16 protein-coding genes are annotated in these 19,919 nt (G+C 60.6%); 9 read left to right on the plus strand and 7 right to left on the minus strand.

What is annotated here, in order from left to right:
* The first annotated feature begins 182 nt into the window (after window positions 1-182).
* From ACWI6D_RS01260 to ACWI6D_RS01275, 4 genes are all read left to right on the plus strand, one after another.
* Entirely contained in the window at window positions 183-1,121 is a 939-nt protein-coding gene (locus ACWI6D_RS01260; protein WP_449133377.1) for a 3-hydroxyacyl-CoA dehydrogenase, read from the plus strand.
* Window positions 1,122-1,285: 164 nt separating this feature from the next.
* The gene (locus tag ACWI6D_RS01265; RefSeq protein WP_449133378.1) at window positions 1,286-1,675 is read left to right on the plus strand and encodes a hypothetical protein; all 390 of its coding nucleotides are present in this window, start codon (window positions 1,286-1,288) and stop codon (window positions 1,673-1,675) included.
* Window positions 1,676-1,923: 248 nt separating this feature from the next.
* Window positions 1,924-2,907, plus strand: a complete 984-nt coding sequence (locus ACWI6D_RS01270) for a helix-turn-helix transcriptional regulator (RefSeq protein ID WP_449133379.1) — start codon at window positions 1,924-1,926, stop codon at window positions 2,905-2,907.
* A gap of 362 nt (window positions 2,908-3,269) precedes the next feature.
* Window positions 3,270-4,460, plus strand: coding sequence for a tetratricopeptide repeat protein (locus ACWI6D_RS01275; RefSeq protein WP_449133380.1), 1,191 nt, complete (start codon window positions 3,270-3,272; stop codon window positions 4,458-4,460).
* Between the two features lie 237 nt (window positions 4,461-4,697).
* Here the strand turns inward: ACWI6D_RS01275 and ACWI6D_RS01280 are convergent, their stop codons facing one another.
* Window positions 4,698-4,859, minus strand: a complete 162-nt coding sequence (locus ACWI6D_RS01280) for a hypothetical protein (RefSeq protein ID WP_288285009.1) — start codon at window positions 4,857-4,859, stop codon at window positions 4,698-4,700.
* Between the two features lie 114 nt (window positions 4,860-4,973).
* Between ACWI6D_RS01280 and ACWI6D_RS01285 the strand changes: the two genes are divergently transcribed.
* A complete protein-coding gene (locus ACWI6D_RS01285; RefSeq protein ID WP_288285008.1) occupies window positions 4,974-5,507 on the plus strand; it encodes an adenine phosphoribosyltransferase in 534 nt (177 codons plus the stop codon).
* Between the two features lie 144 nt (window positions 5,508-5,651).
* Here ACWI6D_RS01285 and ACWI6D_RS01290 read toward each other — a convergent pair whose 3' ends face one another.
* From ACWI6D_RS01290 to ACWI6D_RS01310, 5 genes are all read right to left on the minus strand, one after another.
* On the minus strand, window positions 5,652-5,960 hold the full coding sequence (locus tag ACWI6D_RS01290; RefSeq protein WP_449133381.1) for a hypothetical protein: 309 nt from the start codon (window positions 5,958-5,960) through the stop codon (window positions 5,652-5,654).
* A gap of 76 nt (window positions 5,961-6,036) precedes the next feature.
* The gene (panD, locus tag ACWI6D_RS01295; RefSeq protein ID WP_288285007.1) at window positions 6,037-6,432 is read right to left on the minus strand and encodes an aspartate 1-decarboxylase; all 396 of its coding nucleotides are present in this window, start codon (window positions 6,430-6,432) and stop codon (window positions 6,037-6,039) included.
* A gap of 96 nt (window positions 6,433-6,528) precedes the next feature.
* On the minus strand, window positions 6,529-7,377 hold the full coding sequence (gene panC / locus ACWI6D_RS01300) for a pantoate--beta-alanine ligase (RefSeq protein ID WP_288285006.1): 849 nt from the start codon (window positions 7,375-7,377) through the stop codon (window positions 6,529-6,531).
* Between the two features lie 193 nt (window positions 7,378-7,570).
* Window positions 7,571-8,398: a 3-methyl-2-oxobutanoate hydroxymethyltransferase gene (gene panB / locus ACWI6D_RS01305; RefSeq protein WP_449133382.1), complete on the minus strand. Its 828-nt coding sequence runs from the start codon at window positions 8,396-8,398 to the stop codon at window positions 7,571-7,573.
* A gap of 24 nt (window positions 8,399-8,422) precedes the next feature.
* Complete coding sequence (locus ACWI6D_RS01310; protein WP_449133383.1) at window positions 8,423-9,409, minus strand: Rossmann-like and DUF2520 domain-containing protein; 987 nt, start codon at window positions 9,407-9,409, stop codon at window positions 8,423-8,425.
* 225 nt (window positions 9,410-9,634) lie between these two features.
* Here ACWI6D_RS01310 and ACWI6D_RS01315 point away from each other — a divergent pair, with 225 nt between their 5' ends.
* The 4 genes from ACWI6D_RS01315 to gatB all read left to right on the plus strand — a co-directional run bounded on the left by ACWI6D_RS01315 (window position 9,635) and on the right by gatB (window position 15,215).
* Window positions 9,635-11,032 carry a molybdopterin-binding protein gene (locus ACWI6D_RS01315; protein WP_449133384.1) on the plus strand — a complete coding sequence of 466 codons (1,398 nt, stop codon included), beginning with the start codon at window positions 9,635-9,637 and terminating at the stop codon, window positions 11,030-11,032.
* Window positions 11,033-11,721: 689 nt separating this feature from the next.
* Entirely contained in the window at window positions 11,722-12,033 is a 312-nt protein-coding gene (gatC, locus tag ACWI6D_RS01320) for an Asp-tRNA(Asn)/Glu-tRNA(Gln) amidotransferase subunit GatC (protein ID WP_288284549.1), read from the plus strand.
* Window positions 12,033-13,520 carry an Asp-tRNA(Asn)/Glu-tRNA(Gln) amidotransferase subunit GatA gene (gene gatA, locus ACWI6D_RS01325; protein WP_449133385.1) on the plus strand — a complete coding sequence of 496 codons (1,488 nt, stop codon included), beginning with the start codon at window positions 12,033-12,035 and terminating at the stop codon, window positions 13,518-13,520. The genes gatC and gatA overlap by 1 nt, the downstream gene beginning before the upstream one ends.
* A gap of 117 nt (window positions 13,521-13,637) precedes the next feature.
* The gene (gene gatB, locus ACWI6D_RS01330; RefSeq protein WP_449133386.1) at window positions 13,638-15,215 is read left to right on the plus strand and encodes an Asp-tRNA(Asn)/Glu-tRNA(Gln) amidotransferase subunit GatB; all 1,578 of its coding nucleotides are present in this window, start codon (window positions 13,638-13,640) and stop codon (window positions 15,213-15,215) included.
* Window positions 15,216-15,312: 97 nt separating this feature from the next.
* Here gatB and ACWI6D_RS01335 read toward each other — a convergent pair whose 3' ends face one another.
* On the minus strand, window positions 15,313-19,701 hold the full coding sequence (locus ACWI6D_RS01335) for a leucine-rich repeat protein (RefSeq protein ID WP_449133387.1): 4,389 nt from the start codon (window positions 19,699-19,701) through the stop codon (window positions 15,313-15,315).
* Window positions 19,702-19,919: the final 218 nt, after the last annotated feature.

Consider the following 19,919-nt stretch of genomic DNA (forward strand, 5'->3'; position numbering starts at 1 on the left):
GGTGACAGGTTTGCTGGCAACGCCGTGATAACGCTTCGGTGCCAGTGGCAACGAATCGATACCGCTTGCATGACAAATGAATCGGCATTTGCAAGCTGCATGCTAGGCTTATGGCGCGGAGCCGTATTCGGTTTCGCGCCAGGTGAAAACCGCAAGTCTACGCGCAGAACGGAGGCCGAATAATGGGTATCGAAAACGTTGTCGTTGCTGGTGGTGGCGTGCTGGGAAGCCAGATAGCGTATCAGGCGGCTTACAAGGGCTTCAACGTAACCGTATGGTTGCGCAGCGAAGGCTCCATCGATCGCGCGAAGCCGAAGTTCGAGCAGCTTCGCCAAACGTATTTGGAAACGCTTGAGGCCATGAAAACCGACCCTGCTGCTTATTGTCGAGGATTGGCTGATTCTCCTGAGCTGGCGGCTGATCAGATCGACCAACTCAAGCAGAAAGCACAGCAGGCGTTCGAGGCCATTCGCTTCACCACTAGCTACGAGCAGGCCGCATGCAACGCTGATTTAGTCATCGAGGCCATAGCCGAAGACCCCGCTCAAAAAGATGCGTTTTACGCTGAGTTGGCGAAGTATCTGCCCGAGCAAACCATTTTGGTAACGAATTCTTCAACGTTGCTTCCAAGCCAGATGGCCCAGGCAACGGGTCGCCCGGAGAAATTCCTGGCGCTGCACTTTGCAAACCGCATATGGCGCAACAACACGGCAGAGGTCATGGGCCATCCGGGAACCGGTGCGGCTGCTTATAACGCGGTGGTCCAGTTTGCCGCTGATTTGGGCATGGTTCCGCTGCAGCTGCACAAAGAGCAGCCGGGTTATATTCTGAACAGCATGCTTGTTCCGTTTCTCAACGCGGCAGAAGCGTTGTATGCAACGGGCGTGGCCGATCCGGAAACCATCGACAAAACGTGGATGCTTGGTACGGGCGCTCCGCTTGGCCCGTTCCGTATCCTTGACATCGTTGGGCTGACCACGGCGTACAACATTGTGGTGCTTGATCCGCGTACAAAAGACCCCGACTCGGTGCCGGCGAAAATCGCGGCTGCTCTTAAAGAGCGCATTGATGCAGGTAAAACGGGTGTCGGTGCCGGCGAGGGTTTTTATCGTTATCGATAGCAGCGACTGAGCGAACGCTTTTGGGGAGGCTTGGCAATAAGCTATCGGGCGTTAAAAAACCGCGAAATTATTTTTTGAGAGTCCCACGCGTGGGACTCTCAAATTGTCCTTACCGCGTAATATGCACAACAACGAAACGGCAAGCGCAGGTAAGGAGCCCTCCCATGTTCACGAAGAAGCACACGCCAACGTATGAAGCAGTCGCAAGCGAGATGAAGGCAATGTCCGGCCGCCATGCCCGCCTAGATCGTGTCGCGGCCGCGCCCGCTAGCGTTGATAACGCGTCAAGCTGCTCCGATATGGTTTCCGCTGCAGAGCTTGAACGCAAGTTTCAGGAGTTCTTCCGTATGGGCGCTGTGGTGGCCATCGGTGAGTTGTACGACGAGGGTATGCTTGGCAACAAGGAAGCCGTTGCCGAGGACGTGCGCGACTACCTGGACAGCTTCGGCGTTGCGGGGCTTGATGATATCCACGCATTGGGCATCTCGGGCCCGTACTTGGAAGACTTCGAGCGCATGTATGCTATGCCGGCAAGCTTTCCGCCGGCGGCTTAAACGGGGGCTGCCTCATCCGCTTGATTCGCGCGCATACGCGCACCATTCACTCACATTTCGCATCATGCCAGCTTGAAGGCGTCGGGCTAATCCGATGCCTTGAGGCTATTTGTCGGAGGACAGCGGGCAAAGCGCGTTGTTCGGAACGAATCTTTGTTAAGAGGTAGCACATTTGTCACGCAAATCGCCTATGATGTCCCCGTGCACCGTACGGGGGACGTACGCGGGTTGTGACGAGGGAGAGCGGCATGGCGAAGGAAATCAGCAAGGAACGCTTGTTGGCGCTTCTGAAGATCCTGTTCGAGCAAACGGACGATCAACAGGGTCTTACCATGGAGGAAATCCTTTCCGCTCTTGAGGACGCCGGCATCTCCGCCGAGCGTAAAGCGCTGTACCGCGATTTCGACGCATTGTGCAAGGCGGGAATCGAGGTGTCTCGCCAGCGGTGCAAGCCCGTTCGCTATTATCTGGCCAAGCGGCCTTTCACGCGTTCGGAATTGCTGCTGCTTGTCGATGCGGTGCAGGGCAGCAAGTTCATCACAGCTCGACAGTCGGCATCGTTGGTTCGGGCCATCAAAAGCCTTGGGTCGAAAAGCCAAGCGCAGGGGCTTGAGAAGCGTGTGTTTGTTGGCGGGCGCGTGAAAAGCCAAAACGACAGCGTGTTCCGCAACGTCGATGCCATTCAAGAGGCCATCACGGCAAAGCGTAAGGTTACGTTTACGTATGCCAGCTATGATTGCTCGGCGCATCTGCGGCTGCGCAACAAAGGTCAAACGTACACGCAAACGCCGGTGCAGCTGATGTACTCGGACGGCTTCTACTACCTGGTGTGCTTCAGCGATAAATACAACGATTTCGCGAACTACCGCATCGACCGCATGCGCAACATCGGCGTATCGGACGAGCGGGCTTCCCGCAACGCCGCTATCGCCACGTTCGACGTCAACGAATACGAGCAGCGCATGTTTAACATGTATGCAGGCGAATCGCTGCAGGTGACGTTGCGGGTGAAAGAGTCTGCCATGAATGCCATCGTCGACCGGTTCGGCAAAGACGTGCAGGTGGATGATGCGGGCGATGGCGCGGCGCGCGTTAGCGTCGTTGTAATGGGAACGCCGGTGTTTTTCGGCTGGGTTTCCCAGTTCGAGGGTCAGGTTGTCATCGAGCAGCCAACATCGTTGCGTAAAACGTACGCGAATTACTTACGCGGCCTTCTGGAAAGCTACGAATAGCTCGGCGGTCGCAAGCAGCGTGTGCCGGTTTTGCATCGAGTTCGGATGAATGCCTTTGCGTGGGGCGCTTGAGGTTTGCGGGTAGCGCATGACCTCGGTTTCTATTTGGAGCGAGCGGCTAAGGGGCTGCTGTTTGACGCTTGGCGGTTAAAGAGTTGGGGTGTATGCGGCGGCGAGGGCAGTTCGTCTTGCCTAGCATGATGCCGGCGGCAAGTGAGATCGATGAAAGCCGCGCAGCTTGCTTGGGCGGAAGATTGTTCCGGCGCGATATTCTGCGTGTGAATCGGCGGAATGTGCAGTTGCGGGCGCTCTCCGGTTTTCCGCTCTGCTAAGGTGAGGGTGTACCGCATGAAAGGACGCGCATGGACCTGAGCAATTTCGAACCGCCGTATGATGAGGCTGTCGACCGGCAGCAGCACGGCGCGTTGTCGCTGCAAATCGGGTCCTTGTATTACAACGATGGCTTGACGTTCAACGACCGCGAGTGCTTCGACAAAGCGCGCGAATTCTATGAGAAAAGTCTGAGTATGGGCAACCCTCAAGCAGCGGTCAATCTCGGCTACATCTACGAATACGGGCGTCTGGGCAAAGAAGATGGCGAGCGCGCGCTTGACCTATTCGAGCGAGCGGCGTTTTGCGAGCACCCCGAAGCGTTGTATAAGCTTGCGGACATGCTGTATTGGCGCAACGTGCCTGTTGACGACGAACAGGCCGCTGATGAGCGGGCGTTTGCGCTGTATACGAAGGCACATCGTCTTGCGCAGGGTTTAAACGAGCCCGATTGGTTGGGCAGCTCGGCACTGCGATTGGCGGGGTGCTTCGAGCGAGGTCGAGGGTGCGAGCGCGACTTGACGTTGTCGCAGGCGTATTACCTGCAGGCGCAGGCGAAATTCGAGATGGCGCTTGGCGATGGGTTGGACTACTACCGCGACAAGCGCGATGACTGCCGGCACGGCATTTTGCGCATCAGCGAACTGACGGACGAATGCGCCCAGTGGAAGCCGCTGCCGGTGGGGGCGAAGTTCGACGCCGATGGTTTGCTGCGCGTCAATGCTGATGCCCTTGTGCCCGCTGGTTGTTATCGCACCAGGTCGGGCGAACACGTCATCGTCAACAAACAAGATTTCGAGGAAGGCCGTCGTGTTGACCGGCGCTTCGAGATTTTGCGTACGGCGCGCATGGTGGAGTTCAACCTGGCCATGCGCGATGTGTTGGAGAACCGCAGCCTGGTGCGCATTACGTTCGACGAATTCGGCGCAGCTATTGAGCAGGAGCTTGGTGTTATGGGCCAGCGGGAGTTTTTGCAGTTTAACCCCGAAGACGCGGCCATGCTGCGCGGTCGGCTGCTTGGTTACGAACTGGCCGCCTGGGAAGAGCGATACGAGCCGTATCGCGCGCAATCGGGCGACGGCCTGGAGTGGAGCGTGGACGTGCTCAACGATACGACGGGCTTTTCCACGAAGGGCGCCGGCGCGTGGCCGTATTACCTGCCGTTCTTGTTCGAAGAGCTAAGCCGCTACGGCATCGCGAATATGTGGACGCGCGGAAACTAGCGCTTGCATCGGGCGCAGCTGCGTGTCCGTTTGCGTAATCGACGCTTTTGAGGGTTTGACTTGCCCGTTGCTCGGCCGGTGACGGTGGCCCTTGCGTTTCGCCGCTGGAGCGGGCAATTTGTCGCACCGGCGTTTCTGCGAATGCGCAGCCTGTGCGGATGTGCAGCTGGCGGCGGTGGCTTCGCAGCTTTAGTGGCTTTGGCGGGTTGTATGCCCCAAAGTTCCGCTGTGCTTTTGTTAACGCTTGCTGCCTTGTCGGCTGATGCCGCCTTTGTGGCCGCATGCTTTGTTCGGCCCCATGCCCTTCGCCGCGCGCACATTGCCAATGAACTGTTGCCCGCAACGCGCCTGCTTGCGTGCCGCGAACTCGTTCCAGACCGCGCGATTTTTCGATGTCATGCCGTTACCTGCTTTCTCGTTTTTGCCTACGGTAATTTATCATGCTTCGGCGCTAAACGCGCGCCTGGTGGCGGTACAATTGGCGGGTTGCAAGCTTGAGGAAAGGAAGCGCCGATGGCGTCGTTTGATTTCGAAGGCCATATCACCGACATTGTGGATTACCCGAAGCCGGGCGTCGTGTTCAAGGACATCACCACGCTGCTAAAAGACCCGGACGGGTTCGCGGCAACCATCGATGCCATTGCCGACCATTTTGCCGAAGCGGGCGTGACGAAGGTTGTGGGCGCCGAAGCCCGTGGCTTCATGATCGGCGCGCCGGTTGCCTATCGCCTGCATGCGGGTTTCGTGCCTGCGCGCAAGCCGGGTAAACTGCCGCGTGAGGTGCGCAGCGCCAGCTACGAGCTGGAGTACGGCACCGATGAGTTGCAGATTCACGTTGATGCCATCGGCCCCGACGACGTGGTGCTTATCGTGGACGACCTGGTTGCCACGGGCGGCACCGCCGAGGCCCAGGTGAAGCTGATCGAGCAGTTCGGTGCGAAGGTAGCGGGTCTGGGCTTCCTTATGGAACTTGCGTTCCTGAACCCACGCGAAACCATCGCCAAGGTTACAGACGCAGAAGTGTTCTCGCTGGTGAAGGTGAACTAGCGGAGCGTCAATCGGCGTTGTTTGTAGAGCGAAACGAGAGGCGGCCGGATGCGATGTTTCCGGTCGCCTCTCGTTTGAGGCTTGGGCTTGCGCGAGATGGCTACTGCAGGATTGCTGCTCTGCGAGTTCGCTGCTTTCTGCACTCTACAACTTCCAAGCGCTAATACCCTTTACGCGCACATCTTTCGCGCCGAAGAAATTGCGCAAGCTGAACGTGACCTTGTCGTCGTAGTGCAGCCCCTTCGTCTCGATGAACACTTCGCCCACATCGGCCGTGTGCACGCCGCAGCCGTGGGCTTTCAGGCGCGCCGCTTCGTCGTCGCGCACGAAGCGCGTGGCAAGCTCGGTGGTGTCGGCGCAGCAACCGATGGCACTGACAGTGCTTACGGCAATGCCGGCGAAGCCCTTCTTGCGCATGTAGTCTTGCAGCTTCTGGTCGAACGAGATATGCACGTGCATCCTTCCGAATAATGAAAACGCCGCTGCCTATTGTACGGTAGCGGCGTTTGCGTGTGGGAGGTTCGTTTGCCTAGCGGTCCATGTCCTCCAGTCGGCCGTGGCGCTCGTAGCGCGTGATGCGGCTGGGGCGGTTGTCGTCGTCAACAAACACCACGCGCGGCGGGTTGGCGGCAACGTCTTCCTCGGTCATAAGCGCGTAGCACATGATGATAACCTTGTCGCCCACCGAAACGCAGCGCGCGGCGGCGCCGTTCAGGCAAATCATGCCGCTGCCGCGCTCGCCGGAAATCACGTACGTTTCGAAGCGCTGGCCGTTGTTCACGTCGACGATCTGCACCTGCTCGTATTCGCGGATGCCGGCGGCGTCCATCAGGTCCTCGTCGACGGTGATGCTGCCCACATAGTCAAGTTCTGCCTGCACAACGGTGGCGCGGTGGATTTTACCTTTCAGCATGTTCAAAAGCACGGTTCAAAAGCCTTTCTTATGGTTGATGCCGGTTCTGGGCGGTTTTGCCGGGAACCGATGAATACAGAGGAAATGCGACCTGGGGATTTGCTCGCGCTATTCGCCGAAGATGAAGTTGTCGATCAGGCGCGTCTTGCCAATGTAGACGGCCATGGCCACCAGCACGGGGCCTTCGGCAACCTCAACCGGCTTGATGCCGTCCCACGACACCATCTCAACGTAATCGATGCGCGCAAGCGGCTCGGCCTCGATGAGCTGCTTCATGGCGCCGGTCACGGTTTCGGCGTTGCGCTCGCCGGCTTCCATAAGGCGCTGACCCTCGGCAACGGCGCGCGACAGCACCAGCGCGGCGGCGCGCTCCTCGGCGGACAGGTACGTGTTGCGCGAGCTTTTCGCCAGCCCGTCGGCCTCGCGCACGATGGGGCAGCCGACAACCTGCACGTTCATGTTCAGGTCGCGCACCATGCGGCGGATGACGGCCAGCTGCTGCGCGTCCTTCTGTCCGAAGTAAGCGCGGTCGGCCTGCGAGATGTTCATGAGCTTGCTGACCACGGTGCACACGCCGCGGAAGTGCGTCGGGCGCGTTTTGCCGCACAGCTCGCCGGTGATGCCCTCAACGTTGACGAACGTGCAGGCGTCGGGGAAGTACAGGTCGGACGGCTCGGGGTGGAACACCAGCGTGGCGCCGGCGGCCTCGATGAGCTTCTTGTCGGCCTCGAAGTCGCGCGGGTAGCTTTCCAGATCCTCGCCGGGAGCGAACTGGATGGGGTTGACGAACACGCTGACCATGACGCGGTCGTTTTCCGCCACGGCGCGCTCGATGAGGCTGCGGTGGCCTTCGTGCAGGTAGCCCATGGTGGGCACCAAGCCTACGGAAAGGCCCTGGGCCTTCCACTCGCGGATAACCTCTTTCGCCTGGTCGGGGGTGGTGGCAACGGTCAGCATGGTGAATTCCTCTCTGGTAGGGCGCGGCGGGTGGGGCCGCCGCGGGGTGCGGGCATTTACTCTGCGAGCCCGCAAAAGTGGCTTTCGATGGTGCTTTCGGGGGGTACGGCGTGCGGAAACTTCGTCCTGCGCGCCGTCCGCGCCTGCTTGCAAAAGCCGCTTGCAGCGCACCCGCCGCAAGCGGCCGGAACAACTAGTACAGCTTCTCGAGCACTTCCTCGTCGATTTTGAATGTGTGCTCGGGCGCGGGGAACGTGCCTTCGCGTACCTCGCTGATGTAGCTGGCGAATCCGCCACGCATGGCCTCGCCCACGTTGGCGAAGCGCTTGGCGAACTTCGGGCAGAAATCGCTGAACATGCCCAGCATGTCCTGGTACACCAGGATCTGTCCGTCGCAGCCGGCGCCGGCGCCGATGCCGATGGTGGGCACGTTTACTGCCTTGGTGACCAGGGCGGCAAGTTTTGCGGGGACGCACTCAAGCACGATGGCGAACGCGCCGGCCTCTTCGAGCGCCTTGGCGTCGTCGATGAGTTTGCGGGCAGCGGCCTCGCTTTTGCCCTGCACCTTGAAGCCGCCGAACGCGTTGATGGACTGCGGCGTGAGGCCCAGATGCCCCATGACGGGGATGCCGGCGGCAACGATGGCGGAAACCTGCGGGCACACCTCGCGTCCGCCTTCAAGCTTCACGCAGTTCGCGCGGCCTTCTTTCAGCAGGCGGCCGGCGTTGCGCACGGCTTCCTCAATGCTGACTTCGTAAGACAAAAACGGCATGTCGCACACGATCAGCGCGTTTTTCGCACCGCGCGCCACGGCGGCGCTGTGATGAATCATGTCCTCCATGGTCACGGACAGCGTGTCCTCGTAGCCAAGCACGACGTTGCCCAGCGAGTCGCCGATGAGGATGCCGTCGATGCCGGCTTGGTCCTCAAGCTTTGCGGTGGAGTAATCGTACGCGGTCAGCATGGCCAGCTTGCGGCCCTCGGCCTTGGCCTGCGCAAACGTTGCTACGGTGTTCTTCATGGGATTCCTCTCTTTCGCAAGCAGTTACTGGATACGTGCTGATTCCAACAGGGTGCGCATCGGCTGGTAGTCGCGGTCGGGATGGCGGGCTTCGGCCAAATCGCATACGGAAAGCGACAGCGTTGCGTACGTTTGCAGCGCCTGGCCGTCAAGAGCGCTAAGGTGGCGACGGACGGTCTGCATGTCATTGCGTTCGATCGGGCCGGACAGCGCGTTTTGCGGACCGCGCTCGGCGATGGCGTCGGCATTGCCCGTGAACAGGGGTTTTACCGCTTGCAACGCCTGAGACGCCGTGAACCCGCAGCCTTCAAGCAGCCCAAGCCCCTCGGCGGTAAGCCCGCATACCAGGTTGCTCACGAACACCGCGGCGGCGTGGTAGCGCACCTTGTCGGTGGCTTGGATGGCGCAGTGGTCGTTGCCGGCGGCGTCAAGCAGGAAAGCCGCCGCGTCAACAGCGTGCCGGTCGCCTTCAAGCGTGAAGAACGTGCTGGTCATGCGGTCGGGAAGGGCTTCGGGCGCCGTTTGAGCCGCGTGGCCGTTGGCTGCTCCGGAGTGCGCCTTATCTTCGGTTAGGTCCCCTGTGACGTGTGGCACATCGGGCACGGCGCACAAAGGATGCACACTGGCGCACGCCGCGCCCGCCGCGCGACAGGCGGCAAGCTCGTCAGACGTTGCCGATCCGCTGGCGTGGCAGACGATTTTGCCGGCCAAGCCATTTGCGGCGGCAGCGGCAACTTCGCCCGCAACCTGCGCGATGGCGCCGTCGGGAACCGTTATGAAGATGAGGTCCGTGGAATCAAGAAGCGCTTGCAGCGAAGAGAACGAAACGGAATTCGTGCACTGCGCCGCCCACTGCGCGCCCGCGCTTGAGCGACTAACGTATCCTGAGATGTTTGCACCGCTTCTGAACAGGTGCAATCCCAAGGCGAACCCGATTTTGCCGGCTCCCGCGAACCCTACGCGCAGCTGCGCGGTGCGTTCTGCGGGGCACGGACCAGTCGTCGTGGTCACGTTCGTGCCTTTCGTTTCGTGCTGCGAGGCTGGATGCCTGGACCGTTTCCGGGTCATCCGCGCTCCTTACGCGGTGCAGTATACGTCCGCCGCGAAGGCGCGTGCAAGGGGGAAATCAAGCGATTGGCGTTCAAAATAGAAGCACGCAAATCGATAGGAAAGGGCTATAGTTATTGTGTTCCATTGAGAATAGACAGAAGAACTTGCAGAGCGGAAGGATGCAACATGCGAGACCATTCTCAACATATACAGTTGTCGCGCGAAGAAGCGGTGGCCGAAACGCTGGCCGTGCTGGACGCGCAGCCCGACGGTTTCGGCTGGCGCGGCGCGCTGGCGGCCGCCGCAGGTGCGCCGGCCGACAAGGTGCACGCGAGCGAGGTTGCGCGCAAGCTGGTGGAGCAGGTTTCGCTGGCCGAGTCGGTCGGGCGCGTGCTGGCCTACGACGTGGTGGCGCAAACCGACATGCCGAACACGCTGACGTGCGCCATGGATTCCGTGGCGCTGCATTGGTCGGACTTCGAGGGCCTGGCCGAAGGCGAAGTGCCCGACACCAGCGCGTGGGTGCGCGGGCGCGACTGGCAGTTCGCGAACACGGGCGTGGCCATGCCCGAAGGCTTCGACACGGCCATTGTGATTGAGCACGTGCAGGTTTCCGCAGATGAACAGCATATCGTTATCGATGCGGCGCCGTCGGCGCAAGGCGCGGGCACGCGCCCGGTGGGCTCTACCATGCGTCGCGGCGACGTGCTGGGCGCGGCAGGTACGCTGGTGATGCCCGACATCGCCGCACGCATGGGCAGCGGCAACAACGGCACCGTGGCCGTGGTGCGCCGCCCGCGCGTGGCGTTTATCCCCACGGGCAACGAGCTTATTGCCCCGGGCATGCCGTTCGACCCCGAACGCCCCGAGGCGTTTGCGGCTCGCGGCAAGAACTTCGAGACGAACAGCGTGCTGGTGCGCGCGAAATGCGAGAAGTGGGGCGGCCAGTTCGTGCCGTTCGACATTGTGGCCGATCGCCGCGACGCCATCGAGGCGGCCATTGCCCGCGCGGTGGAGCTGGCCGACATCGTGGTGCTCAACGCCGGCTCGTCGAAGGGCAGCGATGATTGGTCGTGCGAGGTCATGGAGCAGATGGGGCAGATGATCTGTCACCAAACGAACCACGGCCCCGGGCACCACTCCAGCTTCGCCGTTGTCGACGGCACGCCCATCGTGGGCATTTCCGGCCCCAGCGCCGGCGCATCGTTCACGCTGAACTTCTATCTGCGCCCGCTGATGCGCGCGTTTGCGGGCCTTGAGCCTGAGGTTGCGCGCACGCCGATGGTATTGGCCGAGGCGTTCCCGGCGGGTGGCCCGGGCGGCCCGCGCAAGCACGGCGGCCCGGTGCGCGGCGAAGACCGCCCCGCGGAGCATCCGGCGCACGAGCCCGGCAAGCCCGAGTTCTTCGGCATCAAGATGCTGCGCGCCGAGCACGCCGAGGACGGCACGCTGCGCGCCTGGCCGGTGCCGGGGCGCCCGGGCAGCCCGGAAAGCTACACGGCGAACGCGTACTACATGCTGCCAAACGGCCCGGGCATCGAGGCGCCGAAACCCGGAGACGTGATCATGGCCGAGTGGCGATAGTGGCTAAGGAAAAGCAAATGCAAAAGGCGGGGGCGCGCATTGCGCCCCCGCCTTTTTTGGTGCTTGCGGCTGGCGGATCTTCGCTACTTGCTGGCGATATAGGCTCTGATCAGGTGGTTTGTAGTTTGGGCATGCAGGCCATTTGACGAGTCGGAGGCACCTGCCGCTTCAAGACGCCCGCATAGCGCACTGTCGCTCAGGCGTTTGCGAGCGATATAAGTCGAATGTCTGTTTGGCAACAGGAAGATAACGAATATCGAACGCGTGTACGATTTACGGTACTATTTCAACATCACATGAGCCAGTGTGGGTGCTTTCCCTGCAAGCGTTTTCGAACGCATCGGGAATGCCGTGGCGGCGTCTGTCTCCGGGGCGCGTTTTTGGCGGGCATCTCGCAACGCTCAACATGCATCGCGTTGTGCTACTTAGGCGGTGGTTCTATCGACGTGGCGACGTTTGCGGCGTTTCTGAGGCTTGCGAGATTCTGGTGCGGCTTTCCGTCTATCGAATCGCTGTTGCTCAGGCGTTTGCGGCCTGATAGGCGGGCGTGTTTGCTATCATGACACAGTTACTGGTCTAGCCGCTTTCGATGCGAACCGCAGGCTTTGGCTTGCTGCAAATCGGCCGTTTCGGCCGCCTGCAACAGTTGCTGGGCGCGGCGCGCATTGGAATCGAAAGGAAAGAAACCTATGACCCAATATCTAACCGAGCGCGAGGTCCGCGGCATTGCGGAATACGCGCGCATCGGCCTCACCGACGAAGAGCTTTCGGAGATGACGGTCGACCTGAACAACATCATCGAGACGCTGCAGCCTATCAAGCAGCTTGACCTCGAAGGCGTGGAGCCTACGTTCCACCCCATCGGAAGCCTGTCTAACGTCATGCGCGAGGACGTTGAAACGGAGTCGTTCACGCAGCAGGTTGCGCTTGAAAACGCGCCGAAGCAGCAAGACGGCAGCTTCTTGATTCCGTCGATTCTGGGCGAAGGGGGCGACGCGTAATGGCTATCACCGATATGGGTATCGCCCAAATTCGCGAGGGGCTGGCGTCTAAGCAGTTCAGCGCGCACGAGGTTGCACAGGCAAGCTTGGATCATATCGCCAAGGCAGACGCGCAGGTGCATGCGTTTTTGGAGCTGACGGCCGATGCCGCTATGCAGGCAGCGCAGCGCGTTGATAACGCTATTGCTGCTGGAACGTTCGACCAGCTTGGCCCGCTGGCCGGCGTGCCGGTTGCCTTCAAGGACAACATGAACCTGGCGGGCACGCGCACCACGTGCTCGTCCCATATGCTGGAAAACTACGTGTCCCCGTACACGGCCACGTGCGTTCAGCGCATCATCGATGCCGGCGGTCTGCCGCTTGGCAAGCTGAACATGGACGAGTTCGCGTTCGGCTCCACCACGGAATCTTCCGCGTTCGGCCCTACGCACAACCCGTGGGACCTTGGCCGCGTGCCGGGTGGCAGCTCGGGTGGCTCGGCGGCTGCCGTTGCCGCCGGCATGGCGTGCGTCACGCTGGGCTCGGACACGGGCGGCTCTATTCGTCAGCCTGCCAGCTTCTGCGGCATCGTGGGCGTGAAGCCCACGTACGGCATGGTCAGCCGTTACGGCGTGGTTGCGTTTGGCAGCTCGCTTGACCAGGTGGGACCGTTCGCGCGCAGCGTCGAAGATGCTGCAGCCGCTATGGACGCCCTGTGCGGCCACGACCCGCTGGACTGCACGTCGCAGGACGTGAAGGCCGATTTCCGCGCCGCATGCCAGCAGGGCATCGAGGGCATGCGCGTGGGCATCGTGCGCAGCTTCATGGACGCGAAGGGGCTCTCTCCCGAGGTACGCGAGCGCGTGAACGAGGCCGCGGCGAAGCTTGAGGCTGCCGGCGCCACCATCGTGGAAGTCGACTTGCCGCACATCGACGCTGCCATCAGCGCCTACTATGTGCTGGGCCCATGCGAGGCGTTCTCGAACCTGGCGCGCTTCGACAGCGTGCGCTATGGCTATTGCGAAGAGGGCCACAAAGACCTGGGCGGCCAGTACGAGGCCAGCCGTGCTCATGGCTTCGGTGAAGAAGCGAAACGTCGCATCATGCTGGGCAGTTACTTGCTGTCCGCTGGCGTGTACGAGCAGTATTACTATCCGGCGCAGCAAGTGCGCACGCTTATCACGCAGGATTACCGCAATGCTTACGGGCAGTGCGACGTCATTTTGGCGCCTACGGCCCCGGCAACGGCGTTCAAGTTCGGCGAAATCGCCGATCCGGCAACCATGTACCTGTCTGACGTGTTCACCATTTCCATCAACATCGCGGGCAACGGCGGCATGAGCGTGCCGTGCGGCTTGGGCGCGCAAAGCGGCATGCCCATCGGCGTGCAGTTGATCGCCCCGCAATTCAAGGACGAGAACATGTTCCGCGCCGCCATGGCACTTGAGGCTGCGTACGGCAAGGCGCCGGTGGCCCCGAACTTCGCTGACGGGAAGGTGGGCGAATAATGCGTAAGCTAGAGGAAGTGCTGCAGGATTCGACAGCCCAGTGGGCTGTCGAAGGCCGAGCACCGCGAAGCGGGGCGCAGGCCCTTGGGACGGAAGAAGGCCAGGAGGTGCGTTTCGATGCGTAAGCTAGAGGAAGTGCTGCAGGATTGGGAAGCGGTTATTGGTCTGGAAATCCATGCTGAGCTGACCACGCTGAACACGAAGATGTTCTGTGGCTGCAAGTTGGAGTTCGGCGCCGATCCGAACACGCATACGTGCCCGGTGTGCCTGGGCTTGCCCGGCGCGTTGCCCGTGCCGAACAAGGCCGCTATCGAGTCTATCGTGCTTGCTGGCCTGGCCACGAACTGCGACATCGAGAAGCACAGCATGTTCTATCGCAAGAACTACATGTACCCCGACATGGCCAAGAACTTCCAGACCACGCAGGGCCCTGTGGCGTTTTGCATGCGCGGTCATCTTGACTTAGACGTCGATGGTCCTGCAGCGAAAGAGCGCGGCGACATCGCCGGCTTGAAGCCGGGGGAGACGTGCGAGAACGTTACCGTTACGGAATCGGGCTACACGGCGCACGTGGGCATCACGCGCATCCACATGGAAGAGGATGCGGGCAAGATGATTCACGTTGGCGGCGACGAGGGCCGTATCGCGGGCGCTACGCATTCGCTGGTTGACTACAACCGCGCCGGTACGCCGCTTATCGAGCTGGTCACCGAGCCTGATCTGCGCACGCCCGAGGAAGCGCGCCTGTTCATGCAGAAGCTGCGTCAGATTTACCTGGCCATCGGCATTTCCGACTGCTCCATGGAGGAAGGCTCCATGCGCTGCGACGGCAACGTGTCGCTGCGTCGCCGCGGCTCCACGAAGCTGGGCGTGAAGACCGAGCTGAAGAACATGAACAGCTTCAAGAACCTGCACGACGGCTTGGCGTATGAGATTTGCCGTCAGGCCGAGGTGCTTGAAGAGGGTGGTCAGATTTACCAGGAAACGCGTCATTGGGATCCCACCATGAAGCACACCATCGTCATGCGCGTGAAGGAAACCGCTGACGACTACCGCTTGTTCCCCGAGCCCGACTTGGCGCCGTACGACTTGTCCGATGAGTTCATCGAGGGCGTTCGTGCGAAGCTGCCCGAGTTGCCCGATCAGAAGGCTGCTCGCTTCGCTGAGCAGTTCGGTCTGTCGGCATACGACGCTCGCCACCTGATCGACCATCGCGTCACGGCCGACTTCTTCGAAGCGTGCATGGCTGAAGCGGGCAAGGATGCCGCGAAGCTGGCGAAGCCCGTTGCCAACCTGGTTATCAACGACATCACGGCGTGGCTGAATGCCAGCGAAGATGCGGACTTGGCTGAAAGCCCGTTGACGCCGGCCCGTGCGGTTGAGCTTATGAAGCTGTTGGCCGAGGATGCTATCTCGTCCAAACAGGCCAAGCAGGTGTTTGCCGCCATCATGGACGAGGACAAGGACCCGTCCGTTATCGTTGAGGAACGCGGCATGAAGCAAGTGTCCGACACCGGCGCTATCGAGGCTGTGGTCGACGCGGTAATTGCTGCCAATCCTGACGAGGTTGCTCGCTACAAGGATGGCAACACGAAGGTCATTGGCTTCTTCGTTGGCCAGTGCATGAAGCAGATGCGCGGCCAGGGCAACCCGAAGATCATCAACCAGCTGCTCGCCAAAAAGCTGGCGGAATAGCTGTTAGGCGGTTTCCGCGCGAAGGCGCGAGTGCGAAGGCGCCCTGTCGGTTTTCCGACAGGGCGCCTTCTTCTGCTTGGTTGAGTTGCTTCGACGATCATGCTTCGTTTGCTGGCATCGGTGCTGGGGAATTGTTATCGCTGCTGGCAATTATTTCGCTTCCGATGCTATTGCTGCTGTTATCACTATCGATTGCGGCGTCGTCGTTGCTATCATCGGCTTCCGCACCATCGCTGTCCCCATTGTTTTTCGCGCCAGGTTGCTTGTCTTCCGCAACGGGCTTGCTGACAATCGCATCGCCTTCAGGCGCTTGGTGGCCAGCAACGGCCTTGCCGGTTTCGCTACCTCGGCTGCTGATAAGCCCCATCGCTTCAAGTGCTTCAGTCGCCGAGCCATGGTGCGCGCTGAGCGTGGACAGTGCCGCAACCACGGGTTCGCGCTGCGTGTCTTCGCTCAAGCCCGCCATGCCGGAGGCGTCGATGTAACCTTCAAGCTGGCTGATGTCGTCGATGGGCTCAAGCCCCATAAGGCCACGCAGGTAATTCTCCTGCTCCAAAAACGGGGTGCTCACGGCAAGGTTCAGCTGCTCGGCGTTCGGCCCCTCGTCGGGATATTTATCCCGCAGAGCAATCCAGATGTCGAAGAAGTAATCGCCCAGGGCAAAGTCGTCTAAAATGCCTACGCACTGCATCGGCCACGTTGCTAAGTAGTCAACCTGCGACTTCTCGGGGATATCCAACACAATATCGGCGCCGAACCTAAACGGGTTCGTGGTGCTTGCGCCAAGCAGTTGCGTGTTGCACTTGTCGGGGAACGTCACCGTCACGCCATCGCAGCCCTCGAACGCATCCGGCTCGATAGCGGAAACTTTGTTGCCGACGATGACCTGCTTAAGCTGGCTGCACTCGGTGAACGCATCGCTGCTCAGCAGCACGCTGTCGTACTTCGTGCCAATGGCGCTGTCCAGGTCAATCACCTTCGCGTCTGCCGGCACGCCGATGAGCGTGGTGATGCCCTGACTGGTTTGGAACACGTAGCCGTCCTGATCGTCGATGGTGATGAACGACGAATGGTCGACCAGCTCCATGCCCATCATCTGGCGTAGCTGGTTCTCGGCAGCAAGCATGCCTTCAGACATAGCCTGCTTCACCTCAACGCGCGACGGTTCCACGCCGGTTTCGGTGTACAGGTTCTCGTACGTTTTGCTGTAGTACTGGTCGTAATCGTCGTAGCCCAGCCATGCGAATAGCCAGTCGTGCAGGTAGTACTCCTGGCTACCATCGGGCACGATCAGGCGAATGCGTTCCCATTCGTCCACATTGTCCCAGTCGCCATCGAAGCGGAAGCCCGAACCTTTGCCAAAGCGCAGCAGGCTTGAAGGGTTCCAGCTATCAATCTGAATGGTCTCAAGCGACTTGCACCCATAGAAGACGCCCGATCCCAGCACAAACCCCCAATCGTAGGAATAGCTGACCGCCAGCCGCACGCTCGTGAGGTTCTCGCACTCCGAGAACGCCCAAGATGCGCAGTCGAACAGGGGCGCATCGCTTACCACGGACGTAATGTTTTGGCAGTTGCTGAACGCGTCGGATGCAATGGACACGTGATCGATGTCGCTCGTGCCGACATACACCTCGCCCGACACGGTGGAGTTCGCAAACGCGCTGCCGTCAACATACATAAGGTTCTTCAAATCGCACCAATTCACCGTGAAATCGCCCTGCACGTCCTTGAACGAGTTCAGGAAAAACTCCGTGGTGGTTAGCGGCAACGTGACCTGGCCGGTAATGGTCGAGCCACTGGAAATTGCCAGCCAGGGGCCGTCGTCGTCGCAGCCATACAGTACGTAGCCGCCATCGTCAAGCTGCACCAGCTCGTATTCGGTCACGCCGGACTCGGGTGTGAAGTACTGGAAGTTGTTGATGTAGTCGTCCGTGCCATCCGAGCCGGTGGGGCGGAGCAGCTGGCAGTTATAGCTGGACACGCCCGCAAACGTGAAGTCGCCGTACATGGCCCGCGAAGCGATGAACCGCAGGCTGTAGCACTCGTCGAACGCATCGGCTCCCAGCGTTGCCGTATCGGGGTTGCTGATAAAGACGCCCTGCAGGTTCGTGCAGCCTGCGAAGGCCCGAGCGCCAATAAGCGACGTTTTATCGGCCAAGATGGCCCATTCCAGGTCGGTGTTGTTGGCGAACGCGCCGGCGGAGATGGCATCGGGGCAGATAGGCGTTCCATCGGCGGCCGTGAACGAACCGGTGAACGATGCAACGTCCTCGGGCACCGTTAGCAGCGTGGTGTACGCAGTGCCATCAATATCGGTGGTGAAGTAGCGGTACCCTTCGGTGCTGACATCGGACAGCACGGCCATGGCATCGGGCGCGCCGGCCGCATCAAGCTGCGCCTGCACAGCCTTGCGCTGCGCCTCGTTTTGACACACGATGGTAGCAACGGCGCTGCCGGCAAGGCTGCCCGCCTCGAACGTGTAATCGCCGCCATCGGACAGCACGATGGCGGTGGCGCTTCCGTTGCCCTCGAAGCATCCGCTGGCAATGGTGTGCAAGCCGTCCGTGAAGATGGTGTTGCTTCCCGTGTTGACCACGAACTTCAGCAAATCGTCGGAATACACCTTGCCGTTATCAAGCCGGTATTGCGTGCTTGGCTCGGAGGCAAGTGAAAGCGTGTTGCCGTAGCCCTCGTTCAATGCAGCCGTGTTGTTGGTGACGAACTTATCAAGTATATCGTCTGCAATGACGACATTGCACCAGTTCAGCGTTTCCAGATTCACATAAGGAAGCCCGCTTGCATCATCGGCGCGCAGCACCAGTTTCTGCAGGTCGTTGCCAGATTGCAGCTTCACTTCGCTCACGCTATCCGGCACGTCGAGCTCGGCTCGGTTCATGGGCACGCCAAGGTATTGCGTGCCGTCCTTCGAGGTCAGAATGCCGTCGGGCGTTGTCGCATACGTGGGGTTGCCCGCATCGACCGCAAACGAGTCCCACACCACAAGCCCCGTGGGCGCAAGTTGCACGTCAAGCGTGGTGGACGGCAGCACCAGGCGGCCCACATTCACGGGGCCGAACCACTCGTTGATTTCCACCGCCTGCACGCCAAGCGGCACGTTAAGGACGAACTCGTTGCCAACAAGCATGCCGCCAAGATTCTGGTTGTCCTGATACAGGTACAGGCGCTGCAGGTAGCTTAAGTGCGTACCCTGCACGAAGTCGTTTTGCAGGTTGTCGTTCAGGAAATAGAAGTACGTGTCCACGCTGTAGCCTTCGGGCACTTCGGCGAAACCGGCGGGCTCGATGACGTGGCGCCCGGGTTCGGGTGTGTAGAAGGGGCCGACTTCGTGGCTGCCTTCCTTCCAGCCCAGAAGCATGTTTGAGACCATGCCGTATTCCAAATAGCTCACAGCTTCAAGCTCCTGCTCGGTGTAACGCAGCAGGTTAATGGTGCTGTCGTAGACTTTCGTGAGCACAACGGGGTTACCGCTTTCGTCAACCTGGCCGGTGACGATGAACGTGCACGATTGCGCCGGCTCGTATTCGATGGTTTCGGTATGCCACGCGTCCGCGTCCTTGAAGCGATAGCTGACCGTGATGGGGAACGTCCCGTTCGGCACCTCCTTGGGGAAGTCGTCTACGCGGAAGTACGGGTAGCTGGCGAACTCGTCTTTCGAGCACGTCCACGCATACGATTCGCCGTTGTAGTAGTAGAACGTGCTGAGCGCGCAGAACACCATCCAGGCGTTGAGCTTCTGCCCGGTGTACAGCGCGGTGTCGGCGGTATTCGCCGGCATGATGACGGCATGCGCCTGCGCGGGGTCAACTTTCGAAAGCGACGAGTTGTTGCCGTTCACAGGCTTGTAGAAGATGCCGTTGCCATTTTTCTCGGTGTCCTTCTCTTCGTAGCCGGGGTCGGTCGGCAGCACGTCGTAGCTGTCGGGCGCAGAAGGAGAGGGGCCAGGCTTGTCGCCGCCGCCGGGCTTCTGGCTGCCGCCATTGTTGTTGTCGTCGGCCTTGTCACCGCCGCCTGCGTTGCCATTGCCGCTGTTGTCGGGCTTGACCACCACGGCGCCGCCGGCGTTGCCGCCGCCTGCGCTGGCATTGCCGTTGCTGCTGCCACCCTCATTGGCTATGCCTATGCCGCCAAGCTCGGCGTTGCCCGTGACGTTGTACGCCGAGGTTCCGGTTGGGTCCTGCAGCGGATAGTTCGTGAACACGTCTTTTGTGGGGCGCTCGGTCTCGGTGGTTTTCTGGTCGCTGTTCGCGTCGTCTTTTTCGCGATTGGCCTGGGCGTCGGTGTCGATGGGGTTGGCCTGGTAGCCGCGGTCGGCGTCGGTTTGCCCTTTGCTGTAAGCGGACGTGAATTGCTGCGGGTCGAACGACGGGCCCGACTGGGCCAGCGCAAACGCGCCGATGCCGAAAGCGGCAACAACGGCCGCAGACGCAACGACGGCGGCAATATGTTTCGAGGAAAAGCGCACTCAATCCTCCGGTAACGATATGTACAAGTCGCAAAAACGCGACTAGGGGGGGCGAAAAAGGCGCGCGCATCCAGGTGAAGACGCACGTGCCCTTATTCTACTTGGCAACGCGGGCATTCAAAGGTCTTCGCTACGGTATTTCGCTACGAAATCACAGGTTAAGCTGGCATTTCGGCGATTGGCGCGGAATTGTCGGCCGCTTGTTCGGACTGGTTTTC

The organism is Senegalimassilia sp., from assembly GCF_977052095.1.